Annotated in this window: 18 protein-coding genes; 2 read left to right on the plus strand and 16 right to left on the minus strand. The window is 73.6% G+C overall.

Annotation, left to right across the window (positions count from 1 at the left end):
- Nucleotides 1–52 precede the first annotated feature (52 nt).
- The 6 genes from ACFV4P_RS16420 to proC form a co-directional block, all read right to left on the minus strand.
- A complete protein-coding gene (locus ACFV4P_RS16420) occupies nt 53–256 on the minus strand; it encodes a helix-turn-helix domain-containing protein (RefSeq protein WP_035863710.1) in 204 nt (67 codons plus the stop codon).
- Nucleotides 257–373: 117 nt separating this feature from the next.
- A complete protein-coding gene (locus tag ACFV4P_RS16425) occupies nt 374–1,225 on the minus strand; it encodes a phosphatase (protein WP_380471577.1) in 852 nt (283 codons plus the stop codon).
- Nucleotides 1,222–2,406 (minus strand): acetoin utilization protein AcuC, encoded by a 1,185-nt coding sequence (locus ACFV4P_RS16430; RefSeq protein ID WP_380471579.1) that lies wholly within the window; start codon nt 2,404–2,406, stop codon nt 1,222–1,224. The genes ACFV4P_RS16425 and ACFV4P_RS16430 overlap by 4 nt, the downstream gene beginning before the upstream one ends.
- Nucleotides 2,407–2,475: 69 nt before the next feature.
- Entirely contained in the window at nt 2,476–3,729 is a 1,254-nt protein-coding gene (locus ACFV4P_RS16435) for an MFS transporter (protein WP_380472042.1), read from the minus strand.
- Nucleotides 3,730–3,825: 96 nt separating this feature from the next.
- Nucleotides 3,826–4,476, minus strand: a complete 651-nt coding sequence (locus tag ACFV4P_RS16440; protein ID WP_380471582.1) for an HAD family hydrolase — start codon at nt 4,474–4,476, stop codon at nt 3,826–3,828.
- Between the two features lie 11 nt (nt 4,477–4,487).
- Nucleotides 4,488–5,315, minus strand: coding sequence for a pyrroline-5-carboxylate reductase (gene proC / locus ACFV4P_RS16445; protein WP_073807748.1), 828 nt, complete (start codon nt 5,313–5,315; stop codon nt 4,488–4,490).
- A gap of 247 nt (nt 5,316–5,562) precedes the next feature.
- Between proC and ACFV4P_RS16450 the strand changes: the two genes are divergently transcribed.
- Both ACFV4P_RS16450 and ACFV4P_RS16455 read left to right on the plus strand, forming a co-directional pair.
- Nucleotides 5,563–6,006, plus strand: coding sequence for a hypothetical protein (locus ACFV4P_RS16450; RefSeq protein ID WP_380471585.1), 444 nt, complete (start codon nt 5,563–5,565; stop codon nt 6,004–6,006).
- 53 nt (nt 6,007–6,059) lie between these two features.
- On the plus strand, nt 6,060–7,208 hold the full coding sequence (locus tag ACFV4P_RS16455; protein WP_380471587.1) for a hypothetical protein: 1,149 nt from the start codon (nt 6,060–6,062) through the stop codon (nt 7,206–7,208).
- Nucleotides 7,209–7,215: 7 nt separating this feature from the next.
- On the opposite strand, the gene ACFV4P_RS16460 is transcribed toward ACFV4P_RS16455, so the two are convergent.
- The 10 genes from ACFV4P_RS16460 to ACFV4P_RS16505 form a co-directional block, all read right to left on the minus strand.
- Entirely contained in the window at nt 7,216–7,716 is a 501-nt protein-coding gene (locus tag ACFV4P_RS16460; protein WP_380471590.1) for a hypothetical protein, read from the minus strand.
- Between the two features lie 54 nt (nt 7,717–7,770).
- Nucleotides 7,771–9,615 carry a dihydroxy-acid dehydratase gene (ilvD, locus tag ACFV4P_RS16465; RefSeq protein WP_380471593.1) on the minus strand — a complete coding sequence of 615 codons (1,845 nt, stop codon included), beginning with the start codon at nt 9,613–9,615 and terminating at the stop codon, nt 7,771–7,773.
- Between the two features lie 105 nt (nt 9,616–9,720).
- Nucleotides 9,721–10,476, minus strand: a complete 756-nt coding sequence (locus ACFV4P_RS16470) for a class I SAM-dependent methyltransferase (protein ID WP_380471596.1) — start codon at nt 10,474–10,476, stop codon at nt 9,721–9,723.
- 15 nt (nt 10,477–10,491) lie between these two features.
- The gene (locus ACFV4P_RS16475) at nt 10,492–10,917 is read right to left on the minus strand and encodes a VOC family protein (RefSeq protein ID WP_380471599.1); all 426 of its coding nucleotides are present in this window, start codon (nt 10,915–10,917) and stop codon (nt 10,492–10,494) included.
- 59 nt (nt 10,918–10,976) lie between these two features.
- The gene (locus tag ACFV4P_RS16480; RefSeq protein WP_380472044.1) at nt 10,977–11,780 is read right to left on the minus strand and encodes a sugar phosphate isomerase/epimerase family protein; all 804 of its coding nucleotides are present in this window, start codon (nt 11,778–11,780) and stop codon (nt 10,977–10,979) included.
- A gap of 225 nt (nt 11,781–12,005) precedes the next feature.
- A complete protein-coding gene (locus tag ACFV4P_RS16485) occupies nt 12,006–14,699 on the minus strand; it encodes a hypothetical protein (RefSeq protein ID WP_380471602.1) in 2,694 nt (897 codons plus the stop codon).
- Between the two features lie 491 nt (nt 14,700–15,190).
- A complete protein-coding gene (locus ACFV4P_RS16490) occupies nt 15,191–18,112 on the minus strand; it encodes a hypothetical protein (RefSeq protein ID WP_380471605.1) in 2,922 nt (973 codons plus the stop codon).
- A 105-nt stretch (nt 18,113–18,217) separates the two neighbouring features.
- The gene (locus ACFV4P_RS16495) at nt 18,218–19,171 is read right to left on the minus strand and encodes a Ppx/GppA family phosphatase (protein ID WP_380471608.1); all 954 of its coding nucleotides are present in this window, start codon (nt 19,169–19,171) and stop codon (nt 18,218–18,220) included.
- 49 nt (nt 19,172–19,220) lie between these two features.
- Nucleotides 19,221–20,498 carry an SUKH-4 family immunity protein gene (locus ACFV4P_RS16500; protein ID WP_380471610.1) on the minus strand — a complete coding sequence of 426 codons (1,278 nt, stop codon included), beginning with the start codon at nt 20,496–20,498 and terminating at the stop codon, nt 19,221–19,223.
- Complete coding sequence (locus ACFV4P_RS16505) at nt 20,495–23,704, minus strand: toxin glutamine deamidase domain-containing protein (protein WP_380471613.1); 3,210 nt, start codon at nt 23,702–23,704, stop codon at nt 20,495–20,497. The genes ACFV4P_RS16500 and ACFV4P_RS16505 overlap by 4 nt, the downstream gene beginning before the upstream one ends.
- Between the last annotated feature and the right edge of the window lie 11 nt (nt 23,705–23,715).

Below are 23,715 nucleotides of genomic sequence, written 5' to 3' on the forward strand. Positions count from 1 at the left end.
TACCGTCCACCTCGCGTTTGCCGTAATCGGTGTCCCGTTGGCGGCTGCGGAGCTATGCACTCTGCAGCCGAACGTAGGACTCCTGGAGGTATTCGTGCACCTTCTGCTCGGGCACCCGGAACGAGCGTCCGACCCTGATGGCCGGAAGTTCGCCGCTGTGCACGAGGCGGTAGACCGTCATCTTCGAGACCCGCATCACCGAGGCGACCTCGGCGACCGTCAGGAAGACCACATCCTGCAGGGGACGCTCGCTCATGACCCTCACCCGACCCTTACCCGTGTGCAAGGCACCGGCTTCCCCTCCGGTGACTCCACCGGCACACGTGTATCCCCAGAGTAGTTATGGGTGGTACGGGTGGGAAGGGGGTGGCCGTCAACTGTTGTACGGTGCGAGATCCGCCCGTTGCAGTACGTAGTCGCTCAGTGCTCTGTAGCAGGACGGGTCCGAACCGTCCTCCAGCGGGACGACCACCTCGACCAGGCCGTCCGCCTCGGCGACGAACGGGGCGACGTCGTTGCAGTCCGCGATCCCGCCGGCCGGGATGCCGAGGAGGCCGGCGCCGCACAGCCAGCCGTGGTCGCCCAGTACCAGGTCGGGCGGGCGATGACCGGCCTCGGCGAGGGCGGTCAGGGCGAGCCGGACGGGGAGCGGGGAGTGCGTGTGCGCGAGGTCGCCGGGGCCCGGGCGGCCGGGGCGTTCGGGGCCGTCCAGGGCCCGTGTCACCAGCACCCGGTCGACCACGTCGAGGTAACGGGGGCGGTCACCCTCCGGGGTGGGCTCACGGAAGCGTACGGCCCGCGCGGGAGTGCGAACGGCGCACCCGGCGGCTTCGAGCGCCCGGGCGAGCGCCCCATGGAAGCCCGCCAGTTTGTTGGGGTGCCCGGTGCCGGCCAGCACGCTGCCGCGGCGGTCGGCGGTGCGGCGCAGCAGGGCGGCGAGGCGGTCCAGGGCGTCGAGGGTGAGCTCGGGGTCGATGGTGTCGGGGCCCTCGGTGTACCGGGGGTCGGGGTCGACGCCGACGCGTTCGGCCATCAGGCGCAGCACCGCGTCCTCGTCCCGACGGTGGTGCGGGTCGAGGCCCATCAGCGCCTTGGGGTCGCCCTGGGCGAACAGCCGGTAGTGGCGCAGGTTGTTCTGCCGGGGCGTGGGCACGTCGGGGCCGGCCAGGCGGCGCTTCAGCAGGTGGGCGCGGAGGTCGTCGCGGGTGCGGCCGGGCGCGGTCACGGGATCAGCCCGTGGTGCGGGAGGACGGCGCGGCGGGTGGCCAGGATGGCCTGGTCGAGGCGGTCGGCGGGGTCGTAGCCGCCGTCGTGGAAGTCTTTCCAGTCCGGGGTGGCGCCGTCGGTCATCCACAGCGGGGCGGGGCGGCGGGTCAGCCGGTAGACCTCGGCGCGCCACTCCTCGGGGGTCTCGGTGGCCGGGTCGACGGGGTGGCCGGCGGCGGTCGCCACCAGGTGCGTCCAGGTGCGGGGCACCACGTCGACCACCGCGTACCCGCCGCCGCCGGTGGCCACCCAGCGGCCGTCGGCGTACTGGTGGGCCAGCTGGTGCACCGACTCGGCGATCAGGCGTTGCGCGTCGACGGTGACCGCGAGGTGCGCGAGCGGGTCCTCGATGTGGGTGTCGGCGCCGTGCTGGCTGACGATCACCTGCGGGCGGAACGCGGCCAGCAGCTCCGGGACGAGGGCGTGGAACGCGCGCAGCCAGCCGGCGTCGCCGGTGCCGGCGGGCAGCGCCAGGTTGGCGGCGGTGCCCTCGGCGTCCGGGCCGCCGGTCTCGGTGGCCCAACCGGTCTGCGGGAACAGGGTGCTGGGGCTTTCGTGCAGGGAGACGGTGAGCACCCGAGGGTCGTTCCAGAACGTCTGCTGGACGCCGTCGCCGTGGTGCACGTCCACGTCGACGTACGCGACCCGTTCCGCGCCGAGTTCCAGCAGACGGGCGATGGCGAGGGCGGGGTCGTTGTAGATGCAGAAGCCGGACGCCTGGCCGGGCATCGCGTGGTGCAGGCCGCCCGCGAAGTTCACGGCGTGCGGGGTCTGCCCGCGCCACACCGCCTCGGCGGCGGCCACGGACTGGCCGGCGATCAGTGCCGAGGCGGTGTGCAGGGCGGGGAAGGACCAGTTGTCGTCGGTGCCGAGACCGTGGACGGGGTCGGTGGCGGCGGGGTCGGCGGCGGCGCGTTTGACGGCTTCGAGGTAGTCGGCGGTGTGGACCAGGCGGAGCGTGGAGTCGCCGGCGGCGGGGGCGGAGCGGAGCTGGACGTCGGGGTGCTTGGTCAGGCCGAGGGACTCGATCAGACGCATCGTCAGGGCGAGACGGGTCGGGTCCATGGGGTGGCCCGGTCCGAAGTCGTAGCCGGTTTCGGCTTCGTCCCAGTAGAGGTGCAGTCCGCAAGTATCTGCCATGGGGCACACGGTATCCGGGAGGGGCGCGGTCACGTGCGAGTCATTGCCCGTAGCGCGACTTTCCGCTGGTCAGCTTCCGCTTCGCGCAGTTCCTCGCACCCCTGGTTTCGCACTCGGCTGCGCCCCTGTCGCCGGACCCGCCTGTCCGCCCGCCGGGGCGAAGTGTCGGGCGAGCGGGAGGATGGCGAGGATCAGGAGCATCGGGGCGCCGAAGGCCCAGCGGTAGGAGGAAAGTTCGGCGAGGGTGCCGACGAGGGGGGAGCCGATGAGGAAGCCGGCGTAGTTGAAGAGGTTGAGGCGGGCGACGGCGGCGTCGCTCGCGTGCGGGAGGAGGCGGCCGCCGGCCGCGAAGACCTGCGGGATGATCGCGCAGATGCCGAGGCCGAGGACGGTGAAGCCGAGGATGCCGGCCCAGGCGGCGGGGGCGAGGGCGGCGAGCAGGAAGCCTGCGCCGGCGAGGCTCGCGCCGGCCCGGACGACCGGGACGGCGCCGAAGCGTTGGACGGCGCGGTCGCCGACGGCACGGCCGAGGAGCATGGCGACCATGTAGCCGAGGTAGGAGAGTTTGGCGAGGTCCTCGCGGCTGCCGAGGCCGTCGGTGAGGTACTTGACGCTGTAGTTGGAGACCGAGGCGTCGGCTATGTAGGCGAAGGCCATCGCGGCGCAGAGCGGGAGCAGCGGCCGCCAGGGGATGCGGCGGGCGGCGAGTTCGGCGGCTTCGCGGACGGCGTCGCCGAGTTCGGCGGGTCCGGCGAAGTGGCGGCCGATCAGGAGCGCGGCGGGGACGAGGACGATCGCGGGGCCGCCGAAGACGAGGGGGAGGCCGGCGTCGTAGTGGGCGGCGAGGCCGGCGAGGGCGGCGCCGATGATGCCGCCGAGGCTGAACGCGGCGTGGAAGCCGATCATGATGCTGCGGCCGTAGCGGTGCTGGAGGCCGACGCCGAGCATGTTCATGGAGGCGTCGAGGGCGCCGACGAGGATGCCGAACAGGCCGAGGGCGAGGGCGAGTTGCCAGAGTTGGTCGCCGAGGCCGGTGAGCGCGAGGGTGACGCAGATGGCGGGTTGGACGACCCGTAGGACGCCGCGTGCGGTGGTGCGTTTGACCAGGGTCTCGGAGCCGATGGAGCCGATGCCGGCGAGGATCGGGACGGCGGCGAGGAAGACCGGCAGCAGGGCGTCGCTGAGGCCGTAGCGGTCCTGGATCTCGGGGATGCAGGTGACCAGCAGGGCGAAGGTGGTGCCTTGGAGGAGGAAAGAGAGGGCCAGCGCGGCGCGGGCCATCCGGAGTCGCGGGGTGGGTTCGGCCGCGGCCGTGACCTGCATGGAAACCTCGCTCACCACCGACGCTACCGGCCGGTACGAAGGATGTTGGCCAGAGCGTAGGCGGTGGGCGGCGGCTGCGGGAGGGGTCGCGCGCGATCAGTTCAGGAGGTCGACGGCCCGTTCCAGGTCGGTGTAGAGGCCGGTGGCTCCGGCGGCGGTGAGCCGGTCGGGGTCGGTGAGCGCGGCGTACCCGTACACGTCCATTCCGGCGGCGCGGGCGGCCAGCACGCCGTTGCCGCTGTCCTCCAGGACGAGGCAGCGGGCCGGGTCGGCGCCCATGGTGCGGGCGGCGTGCAGGAAGAGGTCGGGGGCGGGCTTGCCGATGCCGACGTCCTGGGCGGAGAACAGCAGGTCGTCGGTGAAGTAGCCGGACAGGCCGGTGAGGCGGTGTGCGGTGCGGATCCAGGAGTGGTGGGCGGAGGAGGCGACGCAGTAGCGGACGCCGTTGTCCCGGAGGTGCTTCAGGAAGGTCTCGGCGCCGCGGACGGGCTTGAGTTCACCGGCGAAGGCGGCGAACACCCGGTCGTGGTACAGGTCGTCGAAGCCCTCGGGGAGGGTGGCCCCGTACCGCTGGGCGATCACGTCGTGCACGTGGTGCGCGGCGGTGCCCATGAAGTCGCGGTAGGAGTCCTCGACGGTGGTGGGGTGGCCGAGTTCGGTGAGGTACTCGGCGAGCACCCGGTTCGATATCGGCTCGCTGTCCACCAGCACGCCGTCGTTGTCGAGGATCAGCAGGTCGTAGCTCACGTTGTTCCAGCCTACTTTCCGCCGGTGGCGAGTTCCCGGGAGCGGTCCCGGGCGGCTTCGAGGGCGCCGAGCATGGCCGCCCGGACGCCGTGGTTCTCCAGTTCGCGGATGGCGGCGATGGTGGTGCCGGCCGGGGAGGTGACGGCCTCGCGCAGCTTGACGGGGTGCTCGCCGGAGTCGCGGAGCATCACGGACGCGCCGATCGCGGACTGCACGATCAGCTCGTGCGCGACCTGGCGGGGCAGGCCGAGCAGGATGCCGGCGTCGATCATCGCCTCGACCAGGAAGTAGAAGTAGGCGGGGCCGGAGCCGGAGAGGGCGGTGGCGGCGTCCTGCTGGCTCTCGGGGACGCGCAGGGCCTTGCCGACCGAGCGGAAGATCGCCTCGGTGCGTTCCAGGTGGGCCTCGGTGGCGTGCGGGCCGCCGGAGATGACGCTCATGCCCTCGTCGACCAGCACCGGGGTGTTGGGCATGACGCGGACCACGGGGGTGCCGGGGGCGAGGCGGTCCTCGAACCAGGCGATGGGGATGCCGGCGGCGGCGGAGACGATCAGCTTGTCGGCGGCGACGTGCTCGGCGAGTTCGTCGAGCAAGGTGCCCATGTCCTGCGGCTTGACGGCGAGGATCAGGGTGTCGGCGAGCTTGGCGGCCTCGGCGTTGGTGGCGGTGGCGACGCCGTAGCGGTCGGCGAGTTCGGTGGCGCGCTCGGGGCGGCGGGCGGTGACCAGGACGTCGGCCGGGTCGGTGCCGGCCCGCAGCAGGCCGGAGAGCAGGGCCTCGCCGATCTTTCCGGTGCCGAGGAAGGCGATCTTCTGGCCGGCGGTGGTGGTGTTGCTCATGGCGGGCCCTCCGTGTGCTGCGGTTCCTGGCGGCCATCTTCTCCCGGAACGCGCCGGCCGCGGCGCAGTTGTCCACCCTGCGGGCGGAGGTCGTTCCCGGTCCGCCCGCAGCCCGGTGTCCGGTGCGGCCGGCGGTGCCGGCGGGTGGCCGACGGTCGGCGTGACGGTGTGGCCGTGACGCCCCGTAGGGGGAATCTCAGGGGTTCTGGTGCTGGATTCCGCGGCGGCCGTGGAGCACCGTGGAGGCATGGGACACGGAGAGTTGTCAGGACGTGAGAACCGTCAGGTCGCCGTCGCCGCGGCGACGCTCGGGCCTTGGCGGACGGCGACGGCGGTGGGCGCGGTGGTCGGCGGCGCCGCCCTCGCGGTGGACGTGGTGACCGGGCACTGGTCGATGGACATCCTGGCGGGGCCGGTCGGCCTCGGGCTGTTCTTCTTCTTCCTGGTCGGCGCCGTCGGCGGGCGGCTGCGCAAGGGCGGGGACCGGCGGCTGAAGCGGTGGGCGGAGGAACACCCGTGGCAGTCGGCGGTCCCGGCGTCCGCGGCGCTGTGGCTGGCGAACACCGTGAACCTGTGGCTGCTGGGCGACTGGGGCCTGTTCGAGGCGCTGTTCACCTCGCTGCTGCCGGCGGGTCTGCTGCTGGGTGTGGCGGGCGTGGTCGGCTCGGTGAAGGCCGCCCGCAAGGGGTAGCTCCACCGCCCCCGGTGTCGGGCGTGTCGGCGGTGGTCGGCATACTTCCGGCCGTGCCGAGATTTGAGGAGCCGGGTCCGAGCGACTCCGGACAGCAGGGGAACCCCTTCAAGAGGACGGACCTGGACGACGTCCGGGGAGCGACGCCCCCCGAGGCGTCGGGCCGGGAGCCGCACCGGCTGCGCAACACGCTGCTGACCCTGCTGATACCCGTGACCGCGCTGGGGGCAACGGTGGGGGTGCTGGCCTGGAAGGGGAACCCGAAGGAGAAGCTGCGGGCCCAGTCCTCGGCGCTGCCGTCGGTGGGTGCGGCCACGGCGGCACCCACCAAGGCGCCGCCGAGCGTGGCCCCGGAGACCGCGACGGTGGACCGGCCGTGGGCGGGTTCGCCCGCCGAGGCGTGGCCGGCCGGCCCGGACGGGCTGGCGCTGCCGCAGGCCACCGCGGTCGGGGTGTTCGACCAGGAGCGGGTGGCCAAGGACCTGGAACTGGCCAAGGCCTTCCTGGTCGCCACCAACCTGGACCCGAAGGTGCTGGCGGGCGGGTATCCGCAGGCCGCGCTCGACCTGACGAACCAGCAGAACGGCGACGACCTGGCCGCGGACCTGGCCCACCCGAGCAAGGAGAACGACCCGGCGACCTGGGTGAGCCGCTTCGACCCGGAGTGGGCGGTGCCGGTCACCGACCAGGTGAAGGTGCAGGGCCTGATCACTTTCGAGGGCGACGGCGAGCAGGGCCTGCTGGTGCACGCCGACGTCACCTTCGTCTACGCGCTCAAGCCGGGCCCGCAGGTCGGCAAGGCCGCGCCGTCGACCGGGCCGTCGACCCCGGGCGGCGGCTCCCGGCCGAGCGGCGGCAGCGGCGGCAGCGGCGGCAGCGGCGGCGCGAAGTCGGTGGCTCTGATCCAGGCCGAGCCGGGGACGGTGGAGGTGGAGCGGGAGATCGTCCGCCGCAAGATCGACATCCGGTTCGCCGATCCGGCGCGCTTCCAGGTGAAGAAGGACAAGGTGTCGCTCACCAGGTGGAGCACCGAGCGGGCCAACACCCTCTGCGGTTTCCACGACGGCTACCTGCGTCCGGCGTTCCGCGCCGACCGGTCCGCCGGGACGGCCGCGCCGAGCGGCGGCCCGGCCACCGACCCGTACGACTGGAGCCGGCCGCTCGACGAGAGCGGCGAGTGCGGTACCGCCAGCCGTAGTTGACGGCCGTTCAGCGCCGTCGCCGCCGGGCCGCCTTGCGGGCGTCGCGTTCCGCACGGGCGGTCCGGCGGCGCAGCCAGGTGGCGGTCTCCTCGTCGTGGACGGCGCGCTTGAGGCCTTCGCCGGGGGCTTCGGCGAGGCTGCGCAGGAAGTAGGCGGCGAGGGCGCCGGTGAAGCCGACCAGCCAGACGCCGGCCAGTGATCTGTCCTCGGCCATCCAGCCGGTGAGCGAGGCGCGGCCCTCGGTGAGGATCTTCCAGGTGCGCAGGCCTGCGAGGGCGGTGCAGACGCCGATGGCGAGCGTCAGCAGCACGGTGAGCGGGGCGGCGCCGGAGATCCGCACCCCGGAGACGCCCAGGCGCAGCAGCAGCGCCCCGGCGGCGGTGGCCGCCAGGGCGCCGAGCGACACCAGGACGCGGCACCGCCAGTAGGCGGTGCCGCGGTCGACCCAGGTGGTGCCGAAGAAGCGGATCGGCTCGGGGGCGGGCGCGTCGTCGGCGATCGTCGTCACGGGTCCGATTATCGCCACGCCGCACGACCCGTCCCCGGGCGGCGCGCGGGGGGACTAGCCGAGCTTGGAGACGTCGCGGACGGCGCCCTTGTCGGCGGAGGTTGCCATCGCGGCGTAGGCCTTGAGGGCGGCCGAGACCTGGCGGTCGCGGGTCTTCGGGCGGTAGCCGTTGCCGTCCTCCAGCTTGAGGCGGCGCTCGTGCAGTTCCTCGAAGGAGACGTCGAGGTTGATGGTGCGGGCCGGGATGTCGATGGTGATCGGGTCGCCGTCCTCGACCAGGGCGATGGCGCCGCCGGAGGCCGCCTCCGGGGAGATGTGGCCGATGGACAGGCCGGAGGTGCCACCGGAGAACCGGCCGTCGGTGATCAGCGCGCAGGCCTTGCCGAGGCCGCGGCCCTTCAGGAAGGACGTCGGGTAGAGCATCTCCTGCATGCCGGGGCCGCCCTTGGGGCCCTCGTAGCGGATGACCACCACGTCGCCCTCGGCGATCTGCTTGGCGAGGATCTTCTCGACCGCCTCGTCCTGGGACTCGCAGACCACGGCCTTGCCGCGGAAGCGCCAGATCGACTCGTCCACGCCGGCGGTCTTCACCACGCAGCCGTCCTCGGCGATGTTGCCGTACAGCACGGCGAGGCCGCCCTCGACGGAGTAGGCGTGCTCGACGCTGCGGATGCAGCCGCCGGCGGCGTCGGTGTCGAGGGTGTCCCAGCGCTCGGACTGGCTGAACGCCTCGGCGGAGCGGACGCAGCCGGGGGCGGCGTGCCACAGTTCGACGGCCTCGCCGGAGGGCGAACCGCCGCGCACGTCCCAGGTCTTGAGCCACTCGTCGAGGGAGTCGGAGTGCACGGTGTGCACCTCCTCGTTGAGCAGTCCGCCGCGGTACAGCTCGCCGAGGATGGCGGGGATGCCGCCGGCCCGGTGCACGTCCTCCATGTAGTACTTGCCGTTGGGGGCGACCTTGGACAGGCAGGGCACCTTGCGGGAGATCGCGTCGATGGCCCGCATGTCGAAGTCGACCTTGGCCTCCTGGGCGGCGGCCAGCAGGTGCAGGATCGTGTTGGTGGAGCCGCCCATCGCGATGTCCAGTGCCATGGCGTTCTCGAACGCGGCGCGGGTGGCGATGTTGCGCGGCAGCACGGAGGCGTCGTCGCCGCCGTAGTAGCGGTTGGTGATGTCGACGACGGTGCGGCCGGCCTGCTCGTACAGGGCGCGGCGGGCGGTGTGGGTGGCCAGCACGGAGCCGTTGCCGGGCAGCGACAGGCCCATGGCCTCGGTCAGGCAGTTCATCGAGTTGGCGGTGAACATGCCGGAGCAGGAGCCGCAGGTCGGGCAGGCGTTCTCCTCGATGATCGAGATGTCCGCGTCGGAGACGTTCTCGTTCACCGCCTGGGAGATGGCGTCCACCAGGTCGAGCTTGCGGACGGTGCCGTCGACCAGGGTGGCCTGGCCGGCCTCCATCGGGCCGCCGGAGACGAACACGGTGGGGATGTTGAGGCGCAGCGCGGCCATCAGCATGCCCGGGGTGATCTTGTCGCAGTTGGAGATGCAGACCAGGGCGTCCGCGCAGTGCGCGTTGACCATGTACTCGACCGAGTCGGCGATCAGGTCGCGCGAGGGCAGCGAGTAGAGCATGCCGTCGTGGCCCATGGCGATGCCGTCGTCGACCGCGATGGTGTTGAACTCACGGGGGATGCCGCCGGCCTGCTTGATCGCCTCGGAGACGATCCGGCCGACCGGCTGAAGGTGGGTGTGGCCGGGGACGAACTCGGTGAAGGAGTTGGCGACCGCGATGATCGGCTTGCCGAAGTCCTCGCGGGCTACGCCCGCGGCGCGCAGAAGGGCGCGCGCGCCCGCCATGTTGCGACCTTGGGTGACCGTGTTGGACCTCAGCTGGGGCATCGGAGCCGCTCCTTCGAGAACTTTCGGGGTCCGTCGAGCCTACGCCCGCGCCGCCCGGATCCGGACCAGGTGTCCGCGATGCGGTCAATCCGGGCGGCTCGGGGGTCAGGGCCTGGGGGCGACGTACAGGGTCAGCCGGTAGGGCTCGATCAGCTGTCCGTCGGGGAATTCGGCGAGCAGCGCGGCCCGTTCGGCGGCCAGGATCGGGGCGCGCCGTTCCGGGTCGAGCACCGCCACGTAGGAGCGGGAGGTCAGGTCGGTGATCAGTTGATCGACCGTCAACGGGCGTTCCCAGTGGAGCGTGGTCTCGCGGACCTCCAGGCCGGCCTCGGTCAACTTCTCGGCCCCGGCGATCACTCCGCCGTAGTAGTGGTAGCCGGGCAGGGCGGCCGCCATCCGTTCCTGGTGGGCGGCCAGCCACGGTGTCTCGTACTCCTTGACGTTCCACCAGAGCGCCAGCGACCCGCCCGGGCGGAGCACCCGCAGGGCCTCCGGGATCGAGCGGTCGGGGTCGGTCCAGTGGAATGCCTGGGCGTAGGTGACGAGGTCCACCGAGGCGTCGTGGAACGGGAGTTCGTCGCCGCCGGCCTTGACCACCGGCAGCCCGGGGCTGACGTCGCGGAGCACGGCGGCCATGCCGTCGCTGGGTTCGACGGCCACCACCCGGGCGCCGCGTTCGGCCAGCAGCCGGGTGGCGATGCCGGTGCCGGCGCCGACGTCCAGCACGTCCGCGCCGTTCAGCGGGCGGCCGGAGAGGCGTTCCAGTGCGTCGAAGAGCTCGGCCGGGTAGGACGGCCGGGCCGCGTTGTACTCGGCGGCGACCGCGCCGAAGGAGTTGGCGTGGGCCTGCAGGTCACTCATCGGTTCGTCCTCTCCTCAGCCCCAGGTGCGGGAGCACAGCACCAGGCCGTACCCGTCGGGGTCCACCACTGTCACGCCGAACTCGTCCCAGTACGGGTTGTGCGCGGGCACCCGGCGGCCGCCCGCGGCGACCAGGCGCCCGATCAGGGCCTCGTCCACGGGTGCGCCCAGGTACAGCACGAACAGGTCCTCGACGGTCGGGGCCGGTTCGACGGGGTTCTCCGGGTCGACGGCCAGCTCGAAGTGCCAGGAGCCGCCCGGGAGTCCGACCATCAGCAGGTCGTGCTCGCCGGAGACCCGTTCGGTGGTGCGCCACAGCACGGACAGGCCGAGGCCCTGGACGTAGAAGCGTTCGGCCGCGGCGATGTCCCGGGTCGGGCGGGCCAGTCGGACGTGGGTGTCGGGGCCGATCGGGCCGGCCCCGCCGTTCGGTTCGATCATGGTCCGACTGTAGGCGCGGGCCCGCGGGGCTGTCCGGCGCTTCGCGAACCGACGATCCGTCAGAGCGTCGGCCGGACCGCCGCCAGGTGCAGGCGGGTGAAGGCCAGCGCCTCCGCGAGGTCGGCCTCCCGGTCGGCCGGGGAGCCGGACTTGCGGGTGTTGACCTCCAGCACGACGTGCCCGTCGAAGCCGGTCCGGGCGAGGTGTTCCAGCAGTTCGGCGCAGGGCTGCTTGCCGCGCCCGGGGATCAGGTGCTCGTCCTTGCCGGACCCGGAGCCGTCCGCCAGGTGCACGTGCGCCAGCCGGTCCCCCATCCGGTCCACCAGTTCCAGCGCGTCCACCCGCGAGGTCGCCGCGTGCGACAGGTCGACGGTGAAGTTCCGGTACTCCTCCTCGGTGACGTCCCAGCCGGGCGCGTAGGCGAGCATCTCGCGGTCCCGGTAGCGCCACGGGTACATGTTCTCCACCGCGAACCGGATCGGGGTCTCCCCCGCCATCCGGTCGATGCCCGCGACGAACTCCTTGGCGTACTGCCGCTGCCAGCGGAACGGCGGGTGCACCACCACGGTGTCCGCGCCGAGCCGCTCGGCGGCCTTCCGGGCGCGCACCAGCTTGGTCCACGGGTCGGTGCTCCACACCCGCTGGGTGATCAGCAGGCAGGGGGCGTGCACGGCGAGGATCGGCACCTCGTAGGTGTCGGAGAGCCGCCGCAGCGCCTCCACGTCCTGGCTGACCGGGTCGTTCCAGACCATCACCTCGACGCCGTCGTAGCCGAGCCGGGAGGCCAGTTCGAACGCGGTCTCAGTGGTCGACGGGTACACGGACGCGGTGGACAGCGCCACCTTGGTGTCCGGCACGTGCAGCGCCGGGTGCGGCGGCAGCACCAGCCGGTCGGTGGTGCGCAGCAGTGGCGGGCGCTCCAGCTTGCGGCGCGCCGCGCGGGCGGCCCGCGCCGCCTTCAACGGCAGGGGGCCGCGCCTCGGCTTTCGCTGGTCCGCTGAATCCACCACGCGAACCAGGTTAAGCGCAAGGCGCGGCCCCGCCGGGGTGCCGATCGGTGTGCGATGCGGCACGCGGGATCCGGGCGACTACCCGGCGATCACCTTCAGCGCCTTGGGCAGGTAGCCGGGCGAGGGGACGCCGTCCTTGTAGGAGACGCCGGTGACCACCAGGTCGTAGGTGCCGTCGCTGCCCGTACAGGCCGTCTGCAGGTTGACCCGGACGACCAGCTCGGTGCCGTCCGCGTTCACCCGCACCGGGCGCCACTCCAGCGACCCGCACGCGCGGGTCGCTCCGTTCAGCGCGAACTGCGTGTTCAGGCTGAGCCCGGTGCCGTGGACGGTCATCTCGGGCAGGCCGCCGGCCGGCAGCACGGACGGGCTGACCGACTGCGGGACGCCGGAGCGCGCGGTGCCGGTGCCCGGCCGGGCCCCCTGCAGCGTGTAGGCCAGCGGGAGCTGGGCGTAGCCCGGGGTGAGCATCAGCACGGCGTGCCCGGTGGTGGTGCCGCTGTAGGTGCACACGGTGTTGGTGCCAGTGGTCCCGTCGTCCTGGGTGCACTTGTAGGCGGTGTCGCCGTTGGCCCAGTTCTCGCGGCCGTTCACGGTCAGCCTCGGCCGCTGGACGAAGCCCTCGGTGGCGGTGGTGACGTCCACCTTCTGGCCGGGCTTCATCTCCAGCACCGCGCAGTACAGCGGGTTGTCGTCGCTCAGCACTCCGCTGCGCTGGTCGAAGCCGTCGGCGGAGACCGGGTGGGCGGCGCACTCGGGAGCCCAGCCGGCGGCGGTGGCCAGTCGCCAGACGTCCAGCTTGCTCGGGGTCTGGCCGGCGTCCAGCGTCGGGGCGGCCGCCACCGCGAGGTAGCGGGTCGAGCCGGTGGCCCGGCAGTCGGTGCTCCAGCCGGTGCACAGCGCCTTGCCGTCGGCGTCCAGCATGTTGATCACGCCGTTCGACGGGTTGGCGGCACTGTGCGTGCTCACCTGGAGCAGGTCGGCGCGGTCCGCGTCGACGGTGGTGCAGTGCGCGTCGACGGTGCTCTCGAAGGTGACGCCGGTGGACGGCGCGCCGAGCCGGCCCGAGGAGGCGGGCAGGTCGCAGGCGGCGGACGGGGTGGCATCCCGGCGGACCACCGTGTACTCGCTCAGTCGGGTGCCGGTCAGCACGGCGGTGTAGGGCGTGCCGGTCGGCGGCCGGCAGGTGGCCGGGCTGCCTCCCCAGCTCGTGCAGAACTCGTTGCCGGAGGGGTCGACCAGGTGCAGCGCGGCGTCGTACACCGGCCCCGACAGCCGGAAGCCGATCAGCTCGGTGGCCGGGTGATCGGCCGGAACGGCGAAGCAGACCTCCTGCGCCCCGTCGGCCGGCTTTCCGGACAGGCCGGTACGCAGCCCGCTTCCGGCGCCGTACGCGGCGGTGCCCCACGGTGTGCAGCCGGCGGTCTCACCGACCCGCTGCACCAGCAGCCGGTACTTCAACGGACCGCGGGCCTCCGCCGTCAGGCGGAACGGCGCGGCGCCGGTCAGCCGGCACACCTTGTAGTTGCTCTGCGTGGCGGAGCCCCGGCACTGATCGGCACCGGCGGCGTCCAGCACCCGGTAGAGCGGCGTGTTGCCGCCGGGCGTCCCGTTCACCACGTACAGGGCTTGGCCGGACGCGGTCGGCAGGGTGCGGCAGATGTCCTTCCCGGCCGACTCGAAGGTCTCGACGGGCGCGCCGGAGGCAATCTGGTCGTCCCGCCCGGCGGTGCAGCCGCGGGTCTCGGTGGCCGAGCGGAGGACCATCGCGTAGGGGCTCGCGTAGATGCCCGGCGGGACGGTGAACAGGTAGTCGCCGGCGGTGAGGTCGCACTCCCCGGACGGGCAGAGCGGGCTGAGGTCGGACCGGTACAGGGTGCCGCCGGTCTCGCTGAGGTCGCGCGCGCCCCGGAACGTGTAGTGGCCGTCGGCGGGCACCCGCAGGATCCGGCAGCGGGTGGTGTCCGTCAGGTCGAGGGCCGACCCGTACGCCTGCGGCTCGACCACCAGGCAGCCCTCCGGCCGCGACAGTCGTGACAGGGCCAGCTGGTAGGCGCGGTCGGGACCCGACCCGTACTGGACGACCACCCGGTAGGGGGCGGCACCGGTCAGCTTGCAGTCCGTGCCGGTCCTGGTGTCGGGAACGCAGACCTCCTGGCCGGTGGCGTCGAACACGGCCCAGGTCAGGCCGGGGCCCAACTGCCGCAGCACGTCGCCGGTGGCGAAGTCCGTCGTGTAGCAGTCGCCCGCCATGCCGAGCGGCACGGTGCCCCGGTAGATGGTGGGATTGCCCAGCGAACGGTCGGCGGCGCCCACCGCCACGCACTTCTGGGCGGAGACCACCGGCAGGTACGACATCACGATCGGCAGCGTCGTCGAACCGTAGTTGTACAGCCGCAGCGTGTACGAGCCTGCCTTGTCCGTCGCACACCGGGCCGGGCCGTTGCTGTAGGTGTCGGCCGAGACATCGCACTTCAGCTCGGTGCCGTCCGCGGCGAACAGCCGCGGCATCATGCCGTACAGCGTGCCCGACGTCTGGATGATCACCAGGTCGTGGTCGGCCGTCACGTCGAGCTTGAACCAGGTCGGTGTGTTCGGTGCGGCACCGCACTTCACCAGCGTCTGCGGCGCCACCAGGAACGGACACGGCCCGTCCGTGGTCGTCGGGCTGGGCGTGCTCGGATACGAAACCGGACGCGGCGGCTTGCTCGGCGTGGGAACGCCGCCGTTCGGCGCCAGGTTCTGCGGGGAGGGCGAGGTCGCACCGGGCATGATCCCGGGGTGCCCGTCGCCGCTACCGGAGCTGTTGGACCCGCCGGCCCCGCCGGCCCCGGACGGGTTCGCACTCGGGCTCGGGCCCGGACTCGGCGAGGTGCCTGGCATCGGTTCTGCGGCGGCGGACAGCGAGCCGGAGGCCGGAGCGGCCCCGGCCCTGGCCGGCAGCAGGACCGCCAGTGACATCAGCACGGCGACGACCATCAGGCCGCCGACCGTGGCAATCCAGTGTGTGACTCTTCGACGATCGGCAAACGGCACGGACATCGCGATATACCCCCCGGCAGACGCTCTCCCCTGAATCAGCCGGATCCTAGCCGCTCGCACACGAATCCCCTAGAGCGGCAACGGAGTTGGCGACTCGCTCGCAGGTCACACTTCGATCGCAACCCTGCGCGGGCGGCCCGCGCCGCCTTCAACGACAGGGGGCCGTGCCTCGGCTTTGGTCAAGCGCAAGGCACGGCCCCGTCGGGATGCCGACCGATGAGTCAGGCGGTCACCTTCAGCGCCTTGGGCAGGTAACCCGGCGAGGGGACGCCGTCCTGGTGGGGCGCACCAGTGATCAGCAGGTCGTAGGCGCCGTCGGCCCCCGTGCAGGCGGTCTGCAGGTTGACCCGGACGACCAGCTCGGTGCCCTCCGCGTTCACCCGCAGCGGGCGCCACTCCAGGACCCCGCACGCGCGGGTCGCGCCGATCAGCACGAACTGCGTGTTGAGGCTGAGCCCGGTGCCGTGGACGGTCATCTCGGGGAGCCCGCCCGCGGGCAGCACGTTCGGGCTGACCGACTCCGGGACGCCGCTGCGAGCGGTACCGGTGCCCGGTCGGGCCCCCTGCAGCGTGTAGGCCAGCGGGAGGTGCGCGTGGCCCGGGCTGAGCAGCATCACGGCGTGCCCGGTGGTGGTGCCGTTGTACGTGCACGTGGTGCCGGTGCCGTTACTGGCGTCGTCCTGCGTGCACTTGTAGGCGATGTCGCCGTTGGCCCAGTTCTCGCGGCCGGCCACGGTCAGCCGCGGACGCTCGACGAAGCCTTCGGTGGCGGTGGTGACGTCCATCGTCTGGCCGGGCCGCATCTCCAACACCGCGCAGTACAGCGGGGCGTCGTCGCTCAGTACCCCGCTGCGCTGGTCGAAGCCGTCCGCGGAGATCGGGTGGGCGGCGCACTCCGGCGCCCACCCGGCGGCGGTGGCCAGCCGCCAGACGTCCAGGCGGTCCGGGGTCCGGCCGGCGTCCACGCCCAGGGAGGTTGCCACCGCGAGGTAGCGGGTCGAGCCGGTGACCCGGCAGTCTCTGTCCCAACGGCACAGCTGCTTGCCGTCCGCGTCCAGCACGTTGAACGCGCCGTACGAGTTGGTGGCGGTGCGCATGCTCACCTGGAACAGGTCGGCGCGGTCCGCGTCGAACGCGGTGCAGTGCGCGTCGACGGTGCTCTCGTAAGCAAGGGCGGTGGACGGGGCGCCGACCCGGCCCGAAGAGACCGGCAGGTCGCAGGCGGCGGACGGGGTGGCGTCCCGGCGGACCACCGTGTACTTGCCCAGGCCGCGGCCGTTCCTCAGCACAGCGGTGTAGGGCCGGCCGGTCGGCGGCCGGCAGGTTTCGAGGTAGGCGATGCCGCAGAAGTCGTTGCCCGACAGATCGACCAGGTGCAGTTCGGCCTCGTCGTCCGGCCCCGCCACCTGGTAGCCGATCAGCTCGGTGGCCGGGTGGTCGGCCGGGACGCTGAAGCAGGCCTCCAGCGCGCCGTCGGCCGCATTCCCGGACAGGCCGGTGCGCAGGCCGCTGCCGGTGCCGTACCCGGCGGTGCCCCACGGCGTGCAGCCTGCGGTCTCGCCGGTCCGCTGGACCAGCAGGCGGTAGTTGACCGGACCCCGGGCGTTCGCCACCAGCCGGAACGGGGCGGTGCCGGTCAGCCGGCACGCCGTGTAGGTGTCGTTCGTGGGGAAGGTGCCGCACTGCCCGGCGCCGGTCGCGTCCAGCACGCGGAAAGACGCCGTCTCGCCGCTGGTCGTCCCGTTCAGCATGTGGAGGCCCTGGCCGGACGCGGTCGGCAGGGTGCGACAGATGTCCTGCCCGGCCGAGCCGAACTTCTCGACGGGCGCGCCGGAGGCCATCTGGTCGTCGCGGCCGACGGTGCAGCCACGGGTCTCGGTGGCCGAGCGGAAGACCACCGCGTACGGGTCCTTGGAGATGCTCGGCGCAGTCGTGAACAGGTAGTCGCCGACAGTGAGGTCGCACTCGCCGTTCAGGCAGGGCGTGCTGAGGTCGGACCGGTACACGGTGCCGCCCGTCTCACCGCTGGTGCTGATCCCGCGGAACGTGTAGCGGCCGTCGGTGGGCACCCGCAGGATTCGGCAGCGGCTGGTGTCGGCCAGGTCGAGGGCCACCCCGTATGCCTGCGGTTCGACCACCGTGCAGCCCTCGGGCCGTGACAGCCGCGACAGGGCCAGCTGGTAGCTGCGGTCGGGCCCCGAGCCGTACTGGACGACCGCCCGGTAGGGAGCGGTACCAGCCAGCCGGCAGTCCGTGCCGTTCCTGGCATCGGGACCGCAAACGTCCCGGCCGGTGGCGTCGAACACGGTCCAGGTCAGGCCAGGGCCCAGCTGGCGCACCACGTCGCCGGTGGCGAAGTCGGTCGTGTAGCAGTCGCCCGCCATGCCGAGCGGCACGGTGCCCCGGTAGATGGTGGGATTGCCCAGCGAACGGTCGGCGGCGCCTATGGCCACACACTTCTGGGCGGAGACCACCGGCAGGTACGACATTGCGATCGGCAGGGTCTTCGAGCCGTAGTTGTACAGCCGCAGCGTGTACGAGCCGGCCTTGTCCGTCACACACCGGGCCGGGCCAGGGGTGTTGGGGTCCGGCGAGACATCGCACTTCAGCGGCGTACCGTCCGGGCGGAACACCTGCGGCGTCATGCCGTACAGCCCGCCCGACGTCTGGATGATCACCTGGTCGTGGTCCGCCGCCACATCGAGCTTGAACAGGGTCTCCGTATTCGGGGCGGCACCGCACTTCACCAGCGCCTGCGGCGCCACCAGGAACGGACACGGCCCGTCCGTGGTCGTCGGGCTGGGCGTGCTCGGATACGAAACCGGACGCGGCGGCTTGCTCGGCGTGGGCACGCCGGACGGCACCAGGTTCTGCGGGGTGGGCGACGTCGCGCCGGGCATGAGCCCGGGGGCGTCGGCCTGGGCCGGCCCGTCGCCGTTACCGGAGCTGCCGGAACCGCCGGAGCGGTTGAAAACCGGCGCCGCGGGCGCCGCGGTGGCGGACGGCGAGGCGGAGACCGGGGCGGCCCCGGCTGCGGTCGGCAGCAGGCCGGCCAGTGACATCAGTACGGCGACGACCAGTAGGCCGCCGACCGTGGCTATCCAGTGTGTGACTCTTCGACGATCGGCAAGCGGGACGGACATCGCGATATACCCCCCGGGCGGACGTTCTCCTCTGAAACAGCCGGATCCTAGCCGCTCGCACACGAATCCCCGCAGCGAAAAGGCGGGTGGCAGCCCGTTGCCGGGTCACGCTTCGATAGCGACCCGGCTGTCCTGGCCGTCCATGGTGTCGAGGCGGCGCAGGATGATGCCCTCGCGCAGCGCCCACGGGCAGATGTCCAGCTCCTCCAGGCCGAACAGGTCCATCGCGGCGTCGGCGACCAGCGCGCCGGCCAGCAGTTGGCGGGCGCGGCCGAGCGAGACGCCGGGGATGCGGGCGCGTTCGGCGGGGGTCATCGCGGCGAGCCGGGGCAGCCAGGCGGAGAGGCCGGCCCGGGTGAGCTTGCGGGGGACGCGGACGCCCGCGCCCTCGGGGGCGGCGCCGGTCATCCGGGCGAGCTGCTTGAAGGTCTTGGAGGTGGCCACCGAGTGGTCCGGCGCGCCGAGTCGGGCGATGTCGCCGACCGCGCCGGCGATCTCGGCGCGGATGTGCCGCCGCAGTTCGCGGATGTCGCCGGGGTCGGCGACGTCGCCGGGCAGCCGGGAGGTGAGGCGGCCGGCGCCGAGCGGCAGCGAGGTGGCGACGTCGGGCTGTTCGTCGAGGCCGCAGGCGATCTCCAGGGAGCCGCCGCCGATGTCGAGGTTGAGCAGCCGGCCGGAGGACCAGCCGAACCAGCGGCGGACGGCGAGGAAGGTCAGCCGGGCCTCGTCCTGGCCGGACAGCACGGTGAGGGCGACGCCGGTCTCCTCCTCGACCCGGCGCAGCACCTCCTCGCCGTTGGTGGCCTCCCGGACGGCGGAGGTGGCGAACGGCAGCAGGTCGACGACGCCCTTGTCCTCGGCGACCCGCAGCGAGGACGCGACCATGGAGACCAGCCGGTCGATGCCGATCGGGCTGATCGCCCCGTCCGCGTCCAGCAGTTCGGCGAGGCGCAGGTCCGCCTTGTGCGAGTACGCGGGCAGGGGGGCCGCGCCGGGGTGGGCGTCCACCACGAGGAAGTGGACGGTGTTGGAGCCTACGTCGAGCACACCGAGTCGCATGACCGTCCAACCTAGCCCAAACCGGTGACCACCCGGGGTGCCGACGGGGTCACAACAGCCCGTCCCAGAGCTGCTCGACGATGACCGCCCACCAGTTCTCGGGGTCGCGCAGGGCGGTCCGGTCGAGGGCGGCCAGCGCCCACTGGAACTCGGCGACGGCGGGGCCGGCCTGCTCGGGCGGCAGGTCGCGCAGGCGCGGGTAGCGCTCGGCGAGCAGCGCGAGGCAGCGGGTGAAGGCGGTCAGGTCGGCGTTGCAGTAGCGGGCCTCGCCGGTGTCGGGGTCGACGGCGCGGACCCGGCCCTGCGCGGTGTCGACGGTGAGCAGCGCCCAGCCGTCGGTGCCGAGCAGCCGCTGCCCGAGCAGCGCGGCCCGGGCGGCGGCGGTGGCGCGGCGGCCGCGGCCGAGCGCGCCGAGGTGCTCGGCGAGGTCGGGCAGGACGGGCGCGGCCGGTTCGGCGATGCCGTCGCTCTCGGGGCGGTGCAGGGTGAAGAACCCGGCGACGGTGCGCGGCAGGCCGGTGCGCTGCAGGGCACGGGCGGCGAGCTCGGGCAGGTCGGCGGCGAGCACCTCGGCCTGCTCGAAGCGGTGCGTGCCGTTCTCGCCGAACAGCGCGGCCAGCCGCTGTGCGAGGCCGTTCTCGTCCTCGGGCTGGGCGGGCGGCACGGCGGGCGGGAACGGCACCCGGTTGTAGGCCCGGCCGGTACGGGCGACCAGGGCCCGGACGGCGGCCGCCCGGTGGTCGTGGCGCGGCCCGTACGGCTGCTCGAACTCGATCCGGACGCCGGGCAGCCGGGCCGCGATGACGTGCTCCCAGTAGCCGCCGGGGAGCATCGACAGCCGCAGGTCGGTGCGGAGCGCGATCAGGTCGTCGAGGGCGACGCCCTGCGCGGACAGCTGCTGCCAGGCGCGCAGCGCGGGGTGCGGGTGGCCGTGCGCGGAGTGCACGGTGAGCGACTGGGTGACGCCCTTGTCGTCCCGGTAGCCGATCACGGCACGGGTGCCGGGGCCGGTGACGGGCGGCAGCGCGGGGTGGTGGCTGCCGGCGCCGAGGCGGTCGCGGTAGAGCCGCTCCACCTCGGGCACCGGGACGGACGGGAAGACGGTGAGTTCGCCGCTGACCCGGTCGACCACGGCGCAGGCCGCGCCGATCTCCTCCGGGGCGCGGCGCACCCCGGTGAGCGGGTCGGTGAGGATCGGCGCGGGCTCCGGCCAGAGCACCCAGCCGAGGTCGAACTCGTGGCACCTGACAGGCCGTGAACCCTCCTGCGGGAGGTCGCCGTTGACCCAGCGGTGGGCGGTGGCGAGGGCCTGTTCACGGGTGATCATCGGCTGGTGCTCCCGGTGGTGCGGTGGATGGTGAGGCGGGAGCGCGGCGGCGCTGCCGCGGGCGCGGCCTCCGCGGCCGGGTCCTCGGCGGGCGCGCCGACCATGGCCGGCACCGGGGCCGGCGCCGGCTCGACGACCGCCCCGGACGGGACGGCGACGGTGACGGGCAGCGGCGCGGACAGGTCGATCGGGCGGTCGGCGGCGTCCACGGCGATCGCCCACAGGCCGTGGTCGGCCGGGTAGAGCGGGGTCGGCGCGGCGTAGCCGGTCTGGTGGTCGAGGTAGCTGAGCACGCCCTTGTGGTTGACGGCGTTCCAGGTGTGCGAGCGGCCGAAGCCGTCGACGGTGAGCAGCACGGCGCGGGTGCCGGTGCCGTGCGCGAGCAGCGCCTGGCCGAGCTTGCCGTGGGCCTCGGCGCCGTCGCCGAGGTCGAGGAAGCGGGTGCCGAGTTCGAGTTCGGCGCGGTCGCGGCCGCCGCGCTCGCCGGCCGGGCCGTCGGGCAGTCGGGGCGCGGCGCAGGTGGGCGCGCCGCCGAGGGTGTCGACGGCCGAGAGCGCGACGTCCAGGCAGTTGTTGGCGCGTCCGCTCTCGGCCGGGCCGCCGCCGTTGAGGACCTCGATCCACTCGCCGACCATCGGGTCCGGGTACGGCGAGGGGGTGCGGCGCACCACCTCGGCCTGGTGCGCCGGGTCGACGGGGCCGAGCCCGCCGGGCAGCCCGTAGGGGCGGCCGTCGGCGAGGGTGCGGACCACCTGCTCGGCGGAGCCGGGCCGGACCGGGCCGCCGCCGCGCCCGCCGGTGATCAGCAGCCAGGCGGCGGACGCCTGGTGCACCTGCGCGCCGGACTCGTCGACGGTGCCGGGCCGCCGGACGTCGGGCAGCGGGTCGTGCCGGACGGGGCCGCCGGGGGCCTGCTGGCCGAGGCCGCCGCCGCCCGTGGGCGGCACGGGACCGGTGACCGGGCGGGCCGCCACCGGGCGGCCGTCCGCCTGGTGCTGGCCGACGCCGACCACGGCGGCCGCCGAACCCGCCTGCCCGCCCGCAACGGGAGCACCGGCCGCGCCGCCTGCCGCCGCACCGGGGGCGCCGGGGGTGCCCGCCGCCGCGCCGGCCGCGGCGCCGGGAGCACCGGCCGCAGCGCCCGGGGTGCCGGGAGCGCCGGGGGTGCCGGCCGCGCCGGGCGTGCCGACGGGCGCGCCGCCGACCGGGCCGGGAGCACCGGCCACCGGACCTGCGCCGACCGAACCGCCGACCGGCAGACCACCGCCGCCGCCGACCGGACCGCCACCGCCACCGCCACCGACCGGACCGAGCTGGATCGAGCCGCCGCCGGACGAGCCGCCCGAGCCGCCGCCGAACACCGAACCGGAGTCGCCGCCGCGGTGGATCCCGCCACCGCCGGACGACCAGATGTCGCCGCTGCCCACCGACGGGGCGTTCGGCGCGGGCGGCGCGAACACCGAGTCGACGTGCACCGACACCGGCCCGTGCGACGAGGAGGGCGCGGGCGAGTCGCTCGGCGACCAACCGCCGCCGCCACCGCCGCCGCCATACGAGCCGCCACCGCCACCGCCACCGCCGCCGTACGAGCCGCCGCCACCGCCGCCGCCGTGCGAACTGCCGGACACGGGAGCGGAGTTGTTCTGGTAGCCCGAGTTGTTGTTGCCGCGGTGCCCGTTGCCCGCCGGGGCGGACTGCGACTGGTCGCCGCGGTCGGGTCCCTGCGCGTCGTGGATCACGCTGTCGACCTTGCTCGGCACGCCGCCCAGCGGACCGCCGCCCTGGCCGTTGGCGCCGGACGCGTTGCCGCCGTGGCCGTTCTGGCCGCCGTGGCCGTTCGAACCGCCGTTGAACGGGCCGTTGCCCTGGTCGCCGCCGCGGCCGTGGTGGCCGCCCGGGCCGCCGTTCTGGCCGTCGTTGATCGTGACCGGCTGGCCGTCCTTGCCGATCAGGTCGAGCGGGCGGCCGTCCGCGCCGAACTGGACGATCTGCCCGTTCGGGCCGACCGCCTGCAAATCCGCGTTGACGGTGACGACCTGGCCGTTGCTGCCCATCAGCAGGTGGCCCTTGGGGTCGGCGACCAGGCCGGAGACCGGGGCGCCGTTGGCGGCCGTCATCATCGGGTGGCCGTCGCCGTCGAGCTTGGGGTGGCCGTCCAGGCCGAGGGCCAGCGTGATGCCGGTGCCGACCAGCGCGCCGGTCAGGCCGACCAGCACGGGCTTGCCGTCCTTGCCGAGCAGCGGCTTGCCGTCCTCGCCCATCGCGACGCCGCTGATCGGGGTGCCGTCGGGGCCGACCAGCTGCTGGGTGCCGTCGGTGCCCTGGGCGACCTTCACGCCGTCGACGCCCTTGACCCGCTGGCCGTCGTCGCCGACCAGCACCGGGTTGCCGTGCCGGTCGGTCTTGACGGTGCCGTCGGCCTTCAGTTCGGCGTGCACGCCGGCCACTCCGGCGACCTCCACCGCGCTGCCCACGCCGGACTTCGCCAGCACGCCGGTGACCTGTCCGGAGCGCGCGGCCATCGAGCTCTCGCGCTTCTCGCCGTGCAGGCCGCGCCCGTCGGTCTGGGCGATCCGCTCCAGGGCGATCAGCGCGGGCTCCTTGGCGAGCGCCTTCGCCGCGTCCGCCATGTCCCGCTCCAGCTGCTCCAGCAGCTGGCCGATCTTGCGCTTGGCGTCCGCGACGGCGGCCAGCTCCTCGGCCTCCGCGACGCCCTCCTTCACGGCGGCGACCGCGCCGGACACCAGGCCGCCGACCAGGCCGCCGATGCCGGAGGTGAGCTCCTTGCCGGCCTGCGCGAGGTCCGCCTTGGCCTTCGCCTCGGCCGCGTCCGCCGCCCGGATCTTCTCGGTCAGCTCCTGGAGCACCGCGATGATCTCGGCCTTGCTGTGGTCGACCACGCCGGCCGCCTTGTCCAGCGCGCCCGCCACCAGGCCGGCCGCCGCGGAGGCGTCGTCCAGCTGGCCGCGTCCGCCGCCGCTGAACTGCTGCCAGTGCGCGGTGAACGCGTCCACCGCGGGGCCCTCGTTCTCGCCGGACACCCGCTGCGCGGACGTGTTGCCGCGGCGCACCAGGGCGTCCGCCTCCGAGCCGAACTCCCGCCACAGACCGGCTGCTTGGCGCAGCCCCTCCTCGTCCGCCTGCGGCCACGCGTGGCCGGTCCGTGCCAGCGCGGGGGCGAGTTCCTCCGGCAGGTTCCTGGACACGTGCTCCCCCT

Origin of the sequence: Kitasatospora sp. NPDC059795, from assembly GCF_042732175.1 — a bacterium.
Taxonomy (GTDB): Bacteria; Actinomycetota; Actinomycetes; order Streptomycetales; family Streptomycetaceae; genus Kitasatospora.

Excerpts from the sequence above, each read along its gene's own strand:
- ACFV4P_RS16500 (WP_380471610.1), bottom strand. The coding sequence starts at position 20,498 with ATGATCACCCGTGAACAGGCCCTCGCCACCGCCCACCGCTGGGTCAAC.
- ACFV4P_RS16485 (WP_380471602.1), bottom strand. The coding sequence starts at position 14,699 with ATGCCCGGTGCGACCTCGCCCTCCCCGCAGAACCTGGCGCCGAACGGC.
- ACFV4P_RS16475 (WP_380471599.1), bottom strand. The coding sequence starts at position 10,917 with ATGATCGAACCGAACGGCGGGGCCGGCCCGATCGGCCCCGACACCCAC.
- ACFV4P_RS16470 (WP_380471596.1), bottom strand. The coding sequence starts at position 10,476 with ATGAGTGACCTGCAGGCCCACGCCAACTCCTTCGGCGCGGTCGCCGCC.
- ACFV4P_RS16420 (WP_035863710.1), bottom strand. The coding sequence starts at position 256 with ATGAGCGAGCGTCCCCTGCAGGATGTGGTCTTCCTGACGGTCGCCGAG.
- ACFV4P_RS16450 (WP_380471585.1), top strand. The coding sequence starts at position 5,563 with ATGGGACACGGAGAGTTGTCAGGACGTGAGAACCGTCAGGTCGCCGTC.
- ACFV4P_RS16490 (WP_380471605.1), bottom strand. The coding sequence starts at position 18,112 with ATGTCCGTCCCGCTTGCCGATCGTCGAAGAGTCACACACTGGATAGCC.
- proC (WP_073807748.1), bottom strand. The coding sequence starts at position 5,315 with ATGAGCAACACCACCACCGCCGGCCAGAAGATCGCCTTCCTCGGCACC.
- ACFV4P_RS16435 (WP_380472042.1), bottom strand. The coding sequence starts at position 3,729 with ATGCAGGTCACGGCCGCGGCCGAACCCACCCCGCGACTCCGGATGGCC.
- ACFV4P_RS16495 (WP_380471608.1), bottom strand. The coding sequence starts at position 19,171 with ATGCGACTCGGTGTGCTCGACGTAGGCTCCAACACCGTCCACTTCCTC.
- ilvD (WP_380471593.1), bottom strand. The coding sequence starts at position 9,615 with ATGCCCCAGCTGAGGTCCAACACGGTCACCCAAGGTCGCAACATGGCG.
- ACFV4P_RS16430 (WP_380471579.1), bottom strand. The coding sequence starts at position 2,406 with ATGGCAGATACTTGCGGACTGCACCTCTACTGGGACGAAGCCGAAACC.